Consider the following 16468-nt stretch of genomic DNA (forward strand, 5'->3'; position numbering starts at 1 on the left):
GCATTATGCAATCAATACAACTATGCGTTAAATCCAAGCATTGTTGCATTATTGCGACCATTTACTGCATCGCTAGCAGCTTTAATGGCCTTATCTCCACGCTTTGCAGCATTCGAGTTGATTTGCTTATTGTTTACAATGTCTTTTGCTTCGAATCCTTTGCCAAAATGCTTTTCTAACATAACCTGCAAAACCATCAAAACAGACGTAATCACCAAATACCAAACACTAGCAACAATAAGAAGAGGAATCGGCTTATAAATACGATTAGCAACAGCATTAGTAGCAAACTGAAGCTCCAAAGTAAAAGGAACAGCCAAAACCAAAGACGTAGTCTTAAGCATACCAATAGTCTCATTACCCAAAGGCGGAACAATAATACGCATAGCCTGAGGCAAAACAACCCTACGCATAGTCAAAGACCTACCCATACCCAAAGCCTGAGCAGCCTCAACCTGACCAGCATCCACAGCCTCCAAGCCAGCACGAACAATCTCCGACAAATACGCAGCCTCATTAAGAGACAAACCAATAACAGCAGCATTCAAAGAAGTCATAACAACATTAGAATCAATCGAGAAAAACTCAACAGACGTAAACGGAATACCCAAACTCAACTTAGGAACAAGAACCGCAAACATACCCCAAAAAACAAGCTGCGTATAAACAGGCGTACCACGGAAAAACCAAATAAAGAACCAGCTAACACCACGCAAAACAGGATTAACACTCTTACGCATCATAGCCAAACAAACAGCCAAAACAATCGCAATAACCATAGAAAGCAAAGTCAACAACAAAGTCCAACCAATACCAGCAAGAACGTTATTGCTTATAAGATAAATTCCAACAACATCCCACTCAAATCGCGGATTTGTGACTATAGAATAAAGCAGCGAGCATGCGATTATAGCTACGATTATGCCAGCTACGATTGGTCCAGGATTTTTAACTGGCAAAATGCGCTCGTTCCCTTGCGAATTTTGCAAAGGCTTTTTATTTAAACTGTTAAACATACTTTCTCCATAAAGGCTTTTGGTTGCAACATATGCAAATTACTAACTAGCAATCACTATAGATTAAATACAAAAATTGGCGTGCGATTTTACTTATGCAGTAACTGTAAACGCACGCCAACTTTAAGATCATACTTCTGGGTTTACTTGCGATTCCTTAATGGCAACGTTTTCAACGCCCCACTTCTTTAGAATGTCTTTGTAAACACCATTCTTCATAAGCTTATCGATTGCAGCCTTAATAAGCTTTAGCATTTTAGCATCGCCCTTCTTAACGGCTGCACCCATTGGCTCAGCGTCGTTGCTGCTTTCTAGAATCTCTAGCTTTCCGCTATTCTTTATTGCAGCGTATCCAGCAACAGGAGTATCGGCATACATAACATCTGCGCGGCCAGAAAGCAAAGCTGTAGTGGCATCTGTTTGATCCTTAAAGCTTAAGATTTCTAGCGGCTTATTGTTATTCGCCTTGCATTGCTTTTTGGCTTCTTCCATGATTGGCTCGCCAACAGTGCCAGTTTCTAATGTAACTTTTTTACCGCAAAGATTCTTTGGATCCACCTTAGTCGGATTGCCTTTACGAACTTCAAAAGATAAACCAGCGTTTGCGTACGTTACAAAATCAACGGACTTCATACGTTCAGCGTTGACTGTAAAGCCAGAGATTCCAACGTTATACTTGCTTCCGATTGCTGGAATAATGGAATCAAACTGAGCATGCATAATCTTGGCCTTTAAGCCCATCAACTTTGCTAGCGCTTTAGAAAAGTCGATTTCGTAGCCGACTGGGGTTTTGCCATCGGCAGCAAAGAATTCTGCAGGAGCATAGCTAACATTTACGCCAACAGTTAGTTCGCCAGTTTTTGCAACGCTTTCTGGAACAAGCTTTGCAATCTCTTCGTCTTTTTGAACTTTGCTTACATCGTAGCTGCGTGCCACATCTGGATCTGCTGCTTTAGAATCAGCAGGTCCGCATGCGCATGTGCATCCAATCAATGCAAGCGTTGCAATTGCAGCAATTGGCTTAGCGAACATAAAAATCTTATTTGACTTAAGCATTTTCTTCTCCTGTTCAATCCTTCAGTCTTAAAGAATAAATAACTTATAATTTACAGTGATATGCATAACTATACACGATATCGCTACTAAATTGCGATTATTAAAATACAAAAACTGAATATTCATAAATTGCCATACATGCATATGCTAAAAATCAGCAAAAAATAACGAATTATAAAATCACAAAACCGTATATTATTCGTAAAAATGAATAATATACGGCGTGTCGTTTATAGACACACTACAAAATTGTACGATTACACTAAGCGATGTAGAGATTCGAGATTTTTCGCAGCGGATGAAACGTATCGTTAGCGCGGTCTAAGCGCGCTAACGTCCTCGCTTGCGTTGAAAGCACAGTGTGCTTTCAACCTTAAGCAAGCTCAGCGCTCCGAATTACCTTTTCGCGCTACGCTCTAAGCGAAAAGGCAGGTTGTCGCGCAATACAGCAAATCACCTAGATTGCATATTCTTGTATCGCATAGCGCGCAAAGCCTCGCGCTTATCTTGTTCCTCGCGCAACGCTTGTCGCTTATCGTACTCTTTTTTGCCTCGCGCCAAAGCAATCTCAACTTTAGCGTAGCTGCCCTTAAAATAAATCCTCAAAGGCACAATCGTATAACCTTTAGCTTCAATCTGCCTAGAAAGCTTAGCAATTTGAACAGCATGAAGAAGTAACTTGCGCTTGCGCTTAGGAGCATGATTATTCCACGTTCCATTTAGATACTCTGGAATATTTGCACCTTCTAGCCAAATCTCACCACGTCTATCAATATTTACAAACGCTTCAGCTAAAGAAGCTCGACCTTCTCGTAAAGACTTAACTTCGGTTCCAGTAAGCGCAATACCTGCTTCGTAGCAATCTTCAATCGCATAGTCGTGATTAGCTTTCTTATTCCTCGCAACAGTTAAAGTACCATCTGAACCAGGTTTCTTATCCAAACTACACCAACCTAAATCGAGTCATACCTAAATCAAATCATAAAAATTAAAAATTAATAGTGAACGTACTCATAGTTTCCAGCATTGCTGATAGTCCTATAAGACGGGAAAGTTGCAAACCCAACACCGCCTTCGGATATAAGCACGGAGCCATCGGAATTTACACGCTCAACAACAGCAACATGGCCGTACGTAGGGTCGGAACCAGCAGCACCTCTAGAAAACACCATAACGGCACCAACGTGTGGAGTGCGATTTACAAGATAACCGAGTCTGCGCCCAGAATTTGCCCACTCTGCGCCGTTTCCCATAAATGATCCAACAGGCAAACCAAGCTGCGACCTACGCAAATATGCCCAAAGCGTGCACTGGCGAGCAGGGTATGCAGAACCTCCAGCAGTATTACCAGTATTATGTCCGTAGCAATTACCAGAACCAGCAGGGCAATTGCCAGGAACTGAGTAATTCATACCACTTGCAGCACCATTAGAAAGAGGCAACGCAGGCAAATAAGGCGCACTCCAGCCACCACCACGCATTTGTTGGCGATTAGCATTTGGATTCATGCGAGCTGCAGCAGACGCAGCCAAAGCCCTAGCTTGAGCGTCGATTTGAGACTTTAACGCAACGATTTCTGCAGCCTCACGAGCAGTACGAGACGTAAGACTGTTCTTTTGACTTTCCAACTGCTTTCTAAGAACACTTCCCTGGTCTCGCAAATTTTGCAAAGAACGCTGCTTATCTACAGCAGCTTTTGCTGCAGCTTGCGCGCTTTGTGCCTGGTCTTGAGCTTTTTGCTTTAATTTTTGAATCTCATCTTCTATAGCAGCCAAACGCTGACGCCTATTCATTGAGTTGTTCAAAGTAACAGCAGCATCGTTAGCAGCATTCGCCTCACTACGAACAACAGCAGCTTCCGATTGAAGTTTTCCAACAAATTGCTCGGTAGTTGTTGAATTGGTTACCATAGCCATTACATTAGAAGCGTTTGAACCGTGGAAACTTTTTCGCGCAAGCTGAGCCACAGCAGCCTTTGCGTCGTCAAAATCTTCGCCAGTTTTTTTAATCTTTTCTTCCAAATCACGCTTATCTTTTTGAGCAGATTGCAAACGTTGATTTGTTGATTCAACAAGACTCATTGCTTGTTGCGCTTGATCTTGAGCCTGTTGAGCTGCTCGAATCTGGTTTGGAATTTGATGCTCGTTAATATCATTAAGCTCTAAAATCTTATCTGCAAGCTGCTTACTAACTCCAGCCAATTGCTTTCTAAGAGCCGCATTACTTTGCACTTTTCTGTTGTAATCTTGCATTGTTACAGCATTCGCACGCAAAGGAGTATACGCAAGTAGAATAGTAAATGCAGAAAGCATAAGAACGCCTAGCGCAATCACGCTAGTAACAACGCGTTTAGAATAGTAAAAATAGCATCCTTTGCTTTCAAACTTTCTACCCAACTTGCTTTCCTTTCAACCTTTACAAGCACTAATGCGAATTATACATTAAAAATCTTATTAACCGTAAGCGTTTCAAACCAATCTTAAGTTTTATATCACTTATATTTATATTTAAGACAATTTACGCTTGCAAATATCGTCTCAAAGCAAACGCAGAGGCGATTATTGAAAGCAAAACAGCTCCAATAACCAACGCTGGAACAGTCATCCAAACAGTTGCTTGATTAACAAACGGCATCCAACGAACGTTTTGTGCGAGCCAATCCGTAATAAACACTTTAACAACAACACTTAGCGCGCAACCCGATAGCAAAGAGCCTATAAGAGAGGCAAACGCTCCCTCTAAAATAAACGGCATGCGAATAGTCCAATTAGAAGCACCAACAAGTCGCATAATCTCCGTCTCTTGCTTTCTAGAAGCCGCAGACATGCGAATCGTAGTGCCTGTAAGCATAATCGCTACAACAACCATAACTGCAGCAAGCACAATAGTCACAGCTGTTGCGTGATTCAAAACACTAAACACGGGGTCAAAAATCTGCCTTTGATCCACAACTTCTTCTACGCCTTCACGACCAGAAAGAACCTCGGAAACAACTTGATATTTTGTTGGATTTGTAAGCTTTAGTCGCAAGGAATCTTGCATATCTGCAGCCGTTAAAGTGCGGCCTTGATATAAGCCATTAGGATATTGCTTAAGAAAAGTGTTTTTATAAAACTCACTTCTGCTAACGTAAGTTATGTTTGAAACGTCTGAGCCAAGTTCTTGGTTAATAATGTTTTCTAACTTTACGATTTCGCTCTTTGTTGGAGCTTTTCCAGAAGCGCAAGACGCTGCCTGACTCGTGCCATCTGGGCAAAGCCACGCAACCACTTCTACTTTGTCGTACCAATCGCCCTTAGCTTTTGTGATTTGTGCTTGCATAAGAACAGATGCGCCTATAAACAAGAACGATATGAAGGTAACGAGCATTACCGAAATAATCATAGAAACGTTTCTGCGTAAACTAATCCACGTTTCGGAGAATATGAATCGCAATCGCATTACTCGTCTCCTTCGTTCTTAAGATTTTCGCTATTATTCACTTCTGTTTTATTCGCTTCGCTTTTATTCACTTCTGTTTTATTCGCTTCGCTTTTATTCGCTTTACTATCGCTAGCTTTGCTATTAGAGCTTGTTTCATTCGACCCATCAACGCTACTGGCATCACCCTTATCTTCTGACTTTTTTGCAGGAGGAGCAGGCGGAATCGAAAGCCCACGCCCCCAAGTCATAGTTGTTTCTAAAGGCTGAAAAACCTCGCCATATCTACCCGTTCTGCCAGAATGAACAGATTGCGCAAGACGAGCAATGCCCTCATTATTTTCGGACCCATTTTGCAAAGTTTGAGCAACAGCATCCATTGCCTTTTTTGCTTGAACTGCACGCTTTGCACGTTTAGACATAAAACGATAATTTTCTTGCGACTCATCAAAACCATTTGCATTTATAGACGATTGACTATTAGCATTTGAGCTAGATTCGCCATTTGAACCGCCATTTGAACCGCCATTTGAACCGCTCTTAGAATCGCCCTTAGAATCAGCAACAGCAGCACTAATGGAGTCTCCTTCTACAGCTTGTTGAGCTTTCGACTTTTGCTCAACATCTGCGTCTGGGAAGTAAAGCGCAGAATCGTAAGAACCCTCGCGCTCATCTCGCACAATATGACCAGAATGAAGCTCCACAACGCGCTTTCGCATAGAGTTAACAATTTCCTCATTGTGCGTAGCCATAACAATCGTAGTACCCGTGCGATTAATGGCGTCCAAAACTTCCATAATTCCAAGCGAAGTTGTAGGATCCAAGTTTCCAGTAGGCTCGTCTGCAAGAAGAATTTGCGGATGATTAACGTACGCGCGCGCAATGGCAACTCGCTGAGCTTCACCACCCGAAAGCTCGTGCGGATAATTATTCTCCTTGCCAGTTAAACCAACTGTTTCCAAAACTCGCGGAACAAGCGACTTAATCGTAGAGCGGCTCGTGCCAATAACCTCTAGTGCAAAAGCCACATTTTGATACACAGTTTTATTATTAAGCAGCTTATAATCCTGAAAAATAAAGCCGAGCGACCTTCTATACTGCGGAACCTGGCGATTTACCAGTCGCCTCAAGTCATTGCCAGCAACGTGAATCTCGCCTTTTGTGGCTTCTTCTTCTCGCAAAAGCAAACTCAAAAGCGTTGTCTTACCAGACCCAGAAGCACCCACAAGAAACACAAAGTCGCCGCGATCAACGTCTAAAGAAATATCGTCCAAAGCAGGACGCGTGCCCTTAGGATAAATCTTCGACACATGTTCTAGCGAAATCAGAGACATATCTGCATTTTCCTTTACGAACTATTGAACGATATTCTTTACTTTTTACTATCTTATAGATTGTTTTTGATTTTAGGCGCTTTACGCTAAGTCAAAACAACCTAGACGCAATTATCCGCGCTTTGCAGCAACTCGCTGCTCGTGCCTCCATCGAATGCCAGCTTCAATGAAACCGTCAATATCTCCGTCAAAAACAGCTTGAGTTTGCGAAGTTTCGTAGCCTGTGCGCAAATCCTTTACCATCTGGTACGGGTGAAGAACGTAGGAGCGCATTTGGTCTCCCCAACTTGCCTTAATATCTCCAGCAAGCTCCTTCTTTTTCGCTGCTTCTTCCGCATGCTTTAACACAAGCAAACGCGATTGCAAAACTGCCATTGCAGCGGCACGGTTCTGAATCTGGCTGCGCTCATCTTGCATAGAAACAACCAAACCAGTAGGCAAATGGGTAATACGAACAGCAGAATACGTAGTATTTACGCCTTGTCCGCCAGGACCAGACGCTTGGAAAGTATCTACGCGAATGTCTGAATCTGGAATATCAATATGATCCGTAGCTTCAACAAGTGGGATTACTTCCACGGCACTAAAGCCAGTTTGACGCCTGCCTTGATTATCGAATGGAGATATACGAACCATTCTGTGAGTGCCGCCTTCTACAGAAAGACGACCATACGCGTATGGAGCATCCACTTGGAAAGTCGCAGATTTAATACCAGCTTCTTCCGCATAAGACGTGTCCATCATCTTAGTTTTGTAGCCATTTCGCTCTGCCCAGCGCAAGTACATTCTAAGAAGCATTTGCGCAAAATCAGCAGCATCCACGCCGCCAGCGCCCGATCTAATAGTAACTACAGCTGCACGAGCGTCGTATTCGCCGTCAAGAAGAGTCTGCACTTCCATATCGTCAAGCTCGTGCGCAATAGAGCCAAGCTCCTCTTGAGCCTCGCTCATAGAATCGGCATCGCCTTCTTCTTGCCCAAGCTCAATCAAAGTTTTAGTATCTTCAATGCTCTGCTCAACAGCTTGCAAACGCTTTAATTGAGACTGAGCTGCAGAGAGCTTACTTGTAACTTGCTGAGCATGCTCAGAATCATCCCAAAGTCCAGGCTCTGCAGCTTGCTTTTCTAAATCTGCAATCGTAGACTTAAGCGAATCAATATCTATTGCTTTAGAAATCGAAGAATACTTTGCTTCAACATCATTTAGCGCTTGAGCAAAATCAAATTCCGCCATTTACTTAAAGTACCTCTTTATGTTTTATTATGTTCGTTTTACGCAATTACTATTTAACGCTATTTAACGCTTTACACAATTACTATTAAAAGTTTAGCGAACAGTCAAAATCTCTGGACCATTCTCTGTAATTGCAATCGTATGCTCGCTATGAGCACCGCGCGAACCGTCAGCAGATCGAAGAGTCCAACCGTCTTTTGGATCTTGATAAATCTCGTCAGTAGTCTTTAAGAACCATGGCTCAATCGCAATAACCAAGCCTGGGCGAAGCTTGTAGCCGTGATGCGCTGTGCCATCGTTAGGAACGTGCGGATCGCCATGCATAATATGGCCAACTCCGTGGCCGCCAAACTCAAGATTTACGCTGTAACCATACTCGTGAGCAACGCATCCAACAGCTGCAGAAATATCCCCAAGACGGTTGCCAGGCTGAGCCATGTTAATGCCAGCTTCCAGCGCTTCCTCCGTGCACTTAATCAAGCGCAAATCTTCTGGATCTGCATGCTTTCCAACAACAAAGCTAATAGCAGAATCTCCAACCCATCCGTCAACGTTAATCGCTAAGTCAAGCGTTAGCAAATCGCCGTCTTTAAGGTTGTAATCAAAAGGAACGCCATGAAGAACAGCATCGTTTACAGAAGTGCAAATGTAGTGCGCAAAAGGACCAGTTCCAAAATCAGGAGCGTAATCAACATAGCAAGAAGATGCACCTTTACGGCTCATAATGCGTTGGCGAACAAAGTCATCAATCTCAAGAAGATTTGTTCCAACTTTTGTCATTGCTTGTAAATCTTTAAGAATACTACCAACGAAGCGACCCGCAGGCTTCATAGCTTCAATCTCGGATGGAGTTTTAAGTTCAATCATGATTTAAGACTAACGCGCAGGCACGAAAATAGCACAAAATATGGCGAAAAATACTAGCTAATGATGTCGCTTAATACTTGTAATCTAGGCACATGCCTAATAACAATGAAAATAATAACAATAATGAGGAATCGCAGAAGGAAATTTCTGCTGTAAATTTTGACCCAGCTTCCTTCTCTTCGGTTATTCGACCACAAGACGATTTATTCCGCTACGTAAACGGTCCTTGGATTGACACTTACACTCTTCCAGAAGACAAACCAATGTTTGGTGCTTTCTACAAGCTTGCAGAAGATGCAGAAACGCAAATTCGAGATATTTTAGAAAGCGAAGATTGCCCAGCCAAAAAGTCGCGAATCTTATACCGTAACTATTTAGATACTGCATCTATTGAAAAAGCTGGAATTACGCCAATTAAGAGCGATTTAGACGCTGTTGATGCAGCCAGCAGCAAAGAAGACTTAGTTCGCACTATTGCTTCTCTTACTCCTTACGGCGGTCCAAATGCAATGTTTGCTTTTGGCGTATGCGGAGACCCTAAAGACCCTAAGACGAATATTATGCACATTGAGCAGGCTGGATTGGGCTTGCCAGACGAAGCATACTATCGCGAAGATAATTACGCTCCGATTCGCGCTGAATACGTAAAAATGGTAGCAAAGTTGCTGCGATTAGCTGGTTACGGAGATGCCACTACTACAAGCGAGCAATCGGAACGTTTCTTGAAGGTTGAAACACAAATCGCAAGCAACCATTGGGATAATGTAGCAACACGCGATTCTCAAAAAACTTATAATCCTTACGATTATGCGGATTTGGCAAAAACGCTTGAAGCGTTAAATCTTGACGCCTTCTTAGATGCTGCTCAAAAATCTTACGATAACTCGGAAGAAGCAAAGAATCAGCCAATAGATTTTCGTAAAGCTTTTAGCAAAGTAGTAGTTCACGAGCCAAGCTTTATAGAAGGATTGAATAAGATTTGGCAAGAAGCCGACTTAGAAGATCTAAAGCTTTGGGCACGCGTGCACGTGATTTTGTGCTGGGCAAGCATGTTAAGCGAGGACTTTGCACAAGCGCGATTCGACTTCTACGGCAAAGTGCTTTCTGGCGCCACCAAGCCACGCGACCGCTGGAAGCGCGCAATCGGAGTTGTTGACGATGCTTGCGGCGAAGAAGTTGGCCGCGAATATGTGCGCTTGCACTTCCCTGAGTCTTCTAAAAAGTACATGGAAGGCTTAGTTAGCAATCTTATTAACGCATACCGCGTATCGATTTCTAACAGCAGCTGGCTTGGCGAGGAAACTAAGGCAAAGGCTTTGGAAAAGCTTAGCAAGTTTGAGCCAAATATTGGTTATACAAACCATTGGATTGACTACTCTGCTCTAAATATTAAGGAAGACGCTGGCTTAATTGAGAATATGCGCGAAGTTTCTCGATTTGTGTTTGGTAGGTATACTGCAAAAGCTGGAGAACCTGTGGATCGCGAAGAGTGGCAGATGACTCCGCAAACCGTAAACGCTTACTACGATCCACTGCTTAACGTAATCGTGTTCCCAGCTGCGATTTTGCAACCGCCATTCTTTAGCCCAAGCGCTCCAGACGCAGCAAATTACGGCGCTATTGGTGCAGTAATTGGCCACGAAATCGGCCACGGTTTTGACGATCAAGGTTGCGAATACGATGGCGACGGCGTGCTTAACAATTGGTGGACTGAAGAAGACAAAACCAACTTCACTGAGCGCACTAAAGCGCTTATTGAGCAATACAATGCTTTTACGCCAACGCAGCTTATTGTTAAGTATTCTCACTTAAAGAGCAAAGAAGAGCGCAATGCAATGCCTCACGTAAATGGCGCTTTAACAATCGGCGAAAATATTGGCGATTTAAGCGGCGTAACTATTGCGCTTAAAGCGTACGCTTTTGCTTTGCAAAAGAGCAATGGTCAAGAGATTGACGGAAGTGACGATGCAATTCGCGAAACTTTGCTTAACGCTCCTAAGGTAGATGGCTTCACTGCTTTGCAACGATTCTTCTTAAGCTACGCGCTTGTGTGGCGTTCAAAGTCTCGTAACGAGATTGCGGAGCAATACCTTCAAATCGACCCACACTCCCCTGCAGAGTGCCGCACTAACGGCATTGCGCGCAACGTTGACTTGTTCTACAACGCATTCGACGTTAAAGAAGGCGACGAGATGTGGCTCGACCCTGCTAAGCGCGTACACATTTGGTAAATCGCAACATTTTGTAAGTCGCAAATAATATAAACAAATAATATAAACAAAAAGCCTGCAAACGTTTAATGCGTAAGCAGGCTTTTTTGTATTAAGTTAACTATATGCGCTATTTAACATCTGTGCTACTCAACTATCTGGTTTTCCATACTAGCTTTCGCATATTTTGTCAAGACTTTTTAATCAATGTGAATAAAACATAGGCTTTAACCACATTTATAAAAATATATTGCACAACTATTTTCCATAATTCATAGTTGATTCTACTGCGGCGAATTTGCCAAAAGCCACGATAATCAACACGGTTTTGCGCGATGAACTTCGAGACTTAAATTAGTCGCAGTCCAAACTCTTGAAAGGTTGAAAAATATGGCACAGCAACAAGCAACATTAACAATCAGCGGATACGTTGGAAGCGACCCTGTAAACTTTAGTCGAAATGAAAACTCGCCCGCATGCTCACTAAGAATTGGAAGCACATCTTCTTACTATCATAACGAAGAAAAAGCATGGAAGGAGCGTCCAACAACATGGATGACTGTAAAAGCGTACAAGTCGCTAGCATCAAACGTGTTAAAAAGCGTGCATAAGGGAGATGCAATCGTAGTTTGCGGAAATTTAAATACGGAATCTTGGCACAAAGATGGAGAAGACCGATCGCGAGTGGTTCTAGAAGCAACATCAATCGGACACGACCTAAATCGCGGAATCAGTGAATTTACTAAGACTTCGTATGCTAGAAACAGAAACGTTGCAAACGTAGATTCTAAAAACACAGACTATAGCGAAAATGGAGATAGTCGAAATCAAAACTTTGCAATGAAAAATCCAATGTCTTCTAAATCAAATTCTTCTAATTCTCAAGAAAATTCTCAAGAAAATGAAGAGATAAATGATTTTGGAGGCCACTTAGATGAAGAAGAATACAACGATATTGAAGGAGGCGCCAATGATTTTTAGAAAGTTTTAATAGCATTAAACATTAGGCTTTAGTATACCATATTTGGAAAAATTTTGTTGATAATCATAGCAAACTTGCCGCCAAGAATAGTAGTATTCCTGGCGGTAAGTTTCACAAATTTAATATCTATTTATAACTTTCTTTTTATCTATTTTATTTACAACAATATTAGCTATTGAACAAATGATAATTGCTATCGCAAGTATGACGTAAAGATAGTAAGTAATTCCATATGTGTAACTTTCTGAAGGAATAACACCACGACTTACTATGTCGTAATTCATAATAAGCGAATCGCCAAGCATAATGAATGCAAAAACAATATTACCAATAGGCTTATTAAATAGAGTAAATAAGACAATAAAAAGTATAGAAACAGCCAGTATACTAAGAAGAACTAAATTAACAATTACATCAGTTACATCAGTGTTCGTAAAGATCAATTTTTCGGGATTATTTACTACATACAAATAAAACCGAAAATATTTTATCATAGACAAATCGATCATATCTCTATTTTTCATATTCAATTCACTAATGGCAATTACATTAGGATTACTAAGTAAAAATTGTTTTTGTTTAGTAGTAGAAGTTGCATATGGCAACAGAAAACCTAATAAACCAATCAAGATAAAAATAAAATTAACAATCTGTGGAATTTTGAACTTTTTCATATATACCACCCCTATTCAAAATTTTAATATTTATTTCTAATATGTAAGATTTCTCTATCTATACAAATTAAATTTATAGTTAAGAAATAGTAGAAACTAAAACACAGTGGTAACTAATTTCTACTATTTCTTATTACAAAACAGCAATGAGAAACACGGATACTATTTATGCTACTTCAGCTAGTTTCTTTGTGACTCTAGCTTGAACAGCAAGATAATATGACAACTCTGCATTATTGAGATTATTGCTCTCCCAACTTTGGAATTTATTCGCCGTATCAGCATATTTCTGCATATAATCCGCGTATTCCGAGATAAGTTCAGCATCACTTGGATTAGCTTTATACTTTTTCATGAATTCAACATACTCATTCATAGTTGATTCATAGCTATCCATAGCTGCCTTAAAATCACTACGCAAACCATTAGCAGACTTGGCATCATTTTGCTGCGGTTTAGCAGAATTAGATTCTGCGCTATTTGATGAATCTTTTGAATTAATTGACTTCTTATTATCATTACTACCAGAATTATTATCTGGAGCTGAAAGACTTATATTCATTACGCTATTCCCCTCATAGGATAGCGAAAGATGCCACCCTGCATCATTCTTAGCAGAATACCTGTTCTTTGAATTGTCGTATCCAACCTTGAAGCCTCTATCAGTGCAAGCCTTAACGTAATTATTGTAATCTTCTCTACTTGTATTACCAACATACACATTCAGATTATTGTCACTGTCTGAAGTGAAATTACCAATAGTAGACTTTGGAACAGGCAATTGACTAGCAGCTTTGCTAGAAGGCCATACAATAGGTGACATTTCCATCGGCTTATTAAGACTAATACTCAATTCTTTACTCGACTCATAATAGTTCAAATCTAATTCATAACCCTTATTATTGTAGGCTTTATATCCTGAGGAATCAGATTCCGCATCAACTGTAAAACCCTTTTTCTTCTTACAATCTACAGTATAATCGTTATATTGTTTAGCAGAAATGTTTTTAATCTTAACATCAAGCCGATCTGCAGAATTGCTAATAACTTCACCTTTATCAGAAGGAGGCTTGGGCAACTGAGCACTCAAAACCATCTCATCCCAATTAATAGTTTTATCTCTATGCATAGCAATATTACCAATTGAAATGACAGCTGCAATTACAAGTAAATAAAACCACCATCTTCGATAAATCGGTTTTTTGCGCTTCTTATAAGCTGCTACATTGCCTGGATAAGCTGAAGATGCATAATTTTGCGTATAAGACTTAGGGGGGGGGTAGCAGAGTTCGTTTGTGCCGCAGTAGGAAGTAACTCTATTTTATGAGTTTCGAAATTCATTCCACATTGCTTGCATACCGTACCATAACATTCTGCACCACAATTACTGCATTTCATTATTTTCATCCTTTCAATCTGGGTATAACATTATAATATAACTACTTTCGTATGGAAAACTGATATAGCTACATTACTTCATCTTCAACAGTTTACATTCTATGCTTGTACAACTCTTATAACTGTAAAAAATAATGTAATCAAGCATACTAATACCGAACTCAATCATGAAGTTTTCCATACTTGCAGTATTTAAGAAAAATATAATGCGAAAAAAGTTTTTCTTAATTGTAATTCTTACAAAACTGGCACTTTCACAATATACAATGTAAGTTTTAGATACGCTCGCGGACACAATAACATAATCATATGAAAATCTACTTTTGTACATAAAACACATACAAAAAAACGTGGGATATACAAAGATACACCCACGTTTTTCGTAAAAGCAGATAGCAAATTTTTAAGACAATGAATTAAGCTAAGAGCTCACTGACGCGCTCAACGATTCGAGCAGCAGCCTCGTCAACTGGGACTGCTTCAACATTTGAACCGTTGCGATCACGGATTTCAATCGTGCCATTGTTCACAGTATCTCGGCCAGCTACAGCAATCAAAGGCACACCAACAAGCTCCGCGTCCTTAAACTTTACGCCTGGAGAAACCTTTGGACGATCGTCGAAGATTACTTCGATTCCCTGCTTGCTAAGCTCTTCAACAACCTTCTCGGCAGCGTCGAAAGCAACTTGATCTTTGCCAGTAGCAACAACGTGAACTTGAGCTGGAGCAATCGCCATAGGCCATGCAAGGCCAGCTTCATCGTGATGTGTTTCTGCAAGGCACGCAATCACGCGGCTAACGCCGATACCGTAGCAGCCCATCCAAACTGGCACAGCTTTGCCGTTTTCGTTAAGAACGCTTAAGCCCAAAGCCTTAGAATACTTTAAGCCAAGCTGGAACACCTGTCCGATTTCCACACCGCGCTCAAAGCTCAATGGACCAGAACCGTCTGGGCTCATATCGCCATCGCGCACTTGAGCTGCCTCAACAACGCCGTCCGCTTCAAAATCGCGGCCGTAAACAGCATTGTAAATGTGCTTGCCGTCTTCATCTGCTCCTGTAATCCAGGCGCTTCCCTTTGCAACGTGAGCATCCATCAAGTATCGAACAGGGCAAGCAACCTTGCTACCATCTTTGCGAGCTTGAGGACCTAATACACTAAAGCCAATATAGCCCTTTACAAACTCAGGATGAGACTTTAAGTCATCCTCGGTTGCTTCTTCGATTTCTGCAGGAGCAAATTGAGCTTCAAGACGCTTCATATCTACTTGGCGATCTCCTGGAACACCAATAGCTACGATTTCGCGCCATGGTTCCTCGTGCTCACCACCCTCAGCATCAGCCGGGTGCTTAACAGCAATAATCAAGTTCTTCAAAGTGTCGGAGGCTTGCCATTCGCGACCATCTTTACGCGGATGCAAATCGTTGGAAACCTTAACCAAAGCCTCAATCGTCTTAGCATCTGGAGTATCAAGAGCCTCCATTTCAGGAGTTGCCGAGCAGTCAACATCTTGCATTTCTGGAGTGGTCAAAGCCTCAACGTTCCAAGCTTTTCCAGAAGGAGCAAGAGCAAAAGTATCTTCGCCAATTGCCATTGGAGCCAAGAATTCCTCGGAATCCGATCCACCCATAGGGCCAGAAACAGCGTGAACAATCACATATTTAATGCCTAAACGGTCAAAAATTCGAGCGTAGGCAGCGCGCTCTTCAACATAAGCAGACTTCAAACCATCTTCGTCAATCGAGAACGAGTAAGCGTCTTGCATAATAAACTCGCGTCCACGAATAAGACCTGCGCGCGGACGGAATTCGTCGCGATACTTCGTTTGAATCTGATACAAAGTAACTGGCAAATCCTTGTACGAAGAATACATATCTTTTACAAGAAGAGTAAAGACTTCTTCGTGCGTTGGAGCAAGAAGATAGTCAGCCTCATGGCGATCTTTAAGGCGGAAGATGTTGTCGCCGTACTCTTCCCAACGGTTTGTAGCCTCGTATGGCTCGCGTGGAAGAAGCGCTGGGAAGTGAACTTCTTGAGCGCCAATACCGTTGATTTCTTCGCGAATAATCGCTTGAACTTTGTTAAGTACCTTTAGACCAAGTGGCAACCACGTCCACACGCCTGGAGCAGATTTACGAATGTAGCCTGCGCGCTGCATAAGTTTTGCGGAATTAACGTCCGCGTCTGCTGGATCTTCGCGCAGCGTACGAAGGAACAGCTTAGACATACGAAGTACATTAGAACCCATGCGTTCCAATCTATTTGCGCATGAGGACA

At 41.7% G+C, this 16468-nt stretch carries 13 protein-coding genes; 2 read left to right on the forward strand and 11 right to left on the reverse strand.

All coding sequences use genetic code 11. From position 1 onward, the window contains the following. Positions 1–20: 20 nt before the first annotated feature. The 8 genes from NYP65_RS01935 to map form a co-directional block, all read right to left on the reverse strand. On the reverse strand, positions 21–1016 hold the full coding sequence (locus NYP65_RS01935; protein WP_275883736.1) for an amino acid ABC transporter permease: 996 nt from the start codon (positions 1014–1016) through the stop codon (positions 21–23). A 129-nt stretch (positions 1017–1145) separates the two neighbouring features. Then, positions 1146–2072 (reverse strand): ABC transporter substrate-binding protein, encoded by a 927-nt coding sequence (locus tag NYP65_RS01940; RefSeq protein WP_116689603.1) that lies wholly within the window; start codon positions 2070–2072, stop codon positions 1146–1148. Between the two features lie 453 nt (positions 2073–2525). Further along, positions 2526–3014, reverse strand: coding sequence for an SsrA-binding protein SmpB (smpB, locus tag NYP65_RS01945; RefSeq protein ID WP_004130644.1), 489 nt, complete (start codon positions 3012–3014; stop codon positions 2526–2528). 53 nt (positions 3015–3067) lie between these two features. After that, on the reverse strand, positions 3068–4384 hold the full coding sequence (locus tag NYP65_RS01950) for a CHAP domain-containing protein (protein WP_223293473.1): 1317 nt from the start codon (positions 4382–4384) through the stop codon (positions 3068–3070). A 205-nt stretch (positions 4385–4589) separates the two neighbouring features. Continuing rightward, positions 4590–5513 (reverse strand): permease-like cell division protein FtsX, encoded by a 924-nt coding sequence (gene ftsX / locus NYP65_RS01955; protein ID WP_004130639.1) that lies wholly within the window; start codon positions 5511–5513, stop codon positions 4590–4592. Further along, positions 5513–6826, reverse strand: a complete 1314-nt coding sequence (ftsE, locus tag NYP65_RS01960) for a cell division ATP-binding protein FtsE (RefSeq protein ID WP_473410529.1) — start codon at positions 6824–6826, stop codon at positions 5513–5515. Before ftsE ends, ftsX begins: the two co-directional genes overlap by 1 nt. 111 nt (positions 6827–6937) lie before the next feature. Then, complete coding sequence (gene prfB / locus NYP65_RS01965; RefSeq protein WP_473410530.1) at positions 6938–8059, reverse strand: peptide chain release factor 2; 1122 nt, start codon at positions 8057–8059, stop codon at positions 6938–6940. 93 nt (positions 8060–8152) lie between these two features. Further along, positions 8153–8926: a type I methionyl aminopeptidase gene (map, locus tag NYP65_RS01970; protein ID WP_004132877.1), complete on the reverse strand. Its 774-nt coding sequence runs from the start codon at positions 8924–8926 to the stop codon at positions 8153–8155. A 92-nt stretch (positions 8927–9018) separates the two neighbouring features. On the opposite strand from map, the gene NYP65_RS01975 reads away from it, so the two are divergent. Both NYP65_RS01975 and NYP65_RS01980 read left to right on the forward strand, forming a co-directional pair. Further along, on the forward strand, positions 9019–11157 hold the full coding sequence (locus NYP65_RS01975) for a M13 family metallopeptidase (RefSeq protein WP_473410531.1): 2139 nt from the start codon (positions 9019–9021) through the stop codon (positions 11155–11157). A 369-nt stretch (positions 11158–11526) separates the two neighbouring features. Continuing rightward, positions 11527–12117: a single-stranded DNA-binding protein gene (locus NYP65_RS01980; protein ID WP_004130628.1), complete on the forward strand. Its 591-nt coding sequence runs from the start codon at positions 11527–11529 to the stop codon at positions 12115–12117. 120 nt (positions 12118–12237) lie between these two features. Here the strand turns inward: NYP65_RS01980 and NYP65_RS01985 are convergent, their stop codons facing one another. From NYP65_RS01985 to NYP65_RS01995, 3 genes are all read right to left on the reverse strand, one after another. Next, positions 12238–12792 carry a hypothetical protein gene (locus NYP65_RS01985; protein WP_004130626.1) on the reverse strand — a complete coding sequence of 185 codons (555 nt, stop codon included), beginning with the start codon at positions 12790–12792 and terminating at the stop codon, positions 12238–12240. A 166-nt stretch (positions 12793–12958) separates the two neighbouring features. Then, a complete protein-coding gene (locus tag NYP65_RS01990) occupies positions 12959–13870 on the reverse strand; it encodes a DUF6591 domain-containing protein (RefSeq protein ID WP_253254086.1) in 912 nt (303 codons plus the stop codon). Positions 13871–14606: 736 nt separating this feature from the next. After that, complete coding sequence (locus tag NYP65_RS01995) at positions 14607–16439, reverse strand: proline--tRNA ligase (protein ID WP_004130622.1); 1833 nt, start codon at positions 16437–16439, stop codon at positions 14607–14609. Positions 16440–16468 lie beyond the last annotated feature (29 nt).

The organism is Gardnerella sp. c12Ub_1 (genome assembly GCF_055804375.1).

What these genes read in the sequence shown, in the direction of transcription:
- NYP65_RS01935 (WP_275883736.1), bottom strand. Translation starts at nt 1,016, where the DNA reads ATGTTTAACAGTTTAAATAAAAAGCCTTTGCAAAATTCGCAAGGGAAC.
- NYP65_RS01940 (WP_116689603.1), bottom strand. Translation starts at nt 2,072, where the DNA reads ATGCTTAAGTCAAATAAGATTTTTATGTTCGCTAAGCCAATTGCTGCA.
- NYP65_RS01950 (WP_223293473.1), bottom strand. Translation starts at nt 4,384, where the DNA reads ATGCTTTCTGCATTTACTATTCTACTTGCGTATACTCCTTTGCGTGCG.
- ftsX (WP_004130639.1), bottom strand. Translation starts at nt 5,513, where the DNA reads ATGCGATTGCGATTCATATTCTCCGAAACGTGGATTAGTTTACGCAGA.
- ftsE (WP_473410529.1), bottom strand. Translation starts at nt 6,826, where the DNA reads ATGTCTCTGATTTCGCTAGAACATGTGTCGAAGATTTATCCTAAGGGC.
- prfB (WP_473410530.1), bottom strand. Translation starts at nt 8,059, where the DNA reads ATGGCGGAATTTGATTTTGCTCAAGCGCTAAATGATGTTGAAGCAAAG.
- map (WP_004132877.1), bottom strand. Translation starts at nt 8,926, where the DNA reads ATGATTGAACTTAAAACTCCATCCGAGATTGAAGCTATGAAGCCTGCG.
- NYP65_RS01975 (WP_473410531.1), top strand. Translation starts at nt 9,019, where the DNA reads ATGCCTAATAACAATGAAAATAATAACAATAATGAGGAATCGCAGAAG.
- NYP65_RS01980 (WP_004130628.1), top strand. Translation starts at nt 11,527, where the DNA reads ATGGCACAGCAACAAGCAACATTAACAATCAGCGGATACGTTGGAAGC.
- NYP65_RS01985 (WP_004130626.1), bottom strand. Translation starts at nt 12,792, where the DNA reads ATGAAAAAGTTCAAAATTCCACAGATTGTTAATTTTATTTTTATCTTG.
- NYP65_RS01995 (WP_004130622.1), bottom strand. Translation starts at nt 16,439, where the DNA reads ATGGGTTCTAATGTACTTCGTATGTCTAAGCTGTTCCTTCGTACGCTG.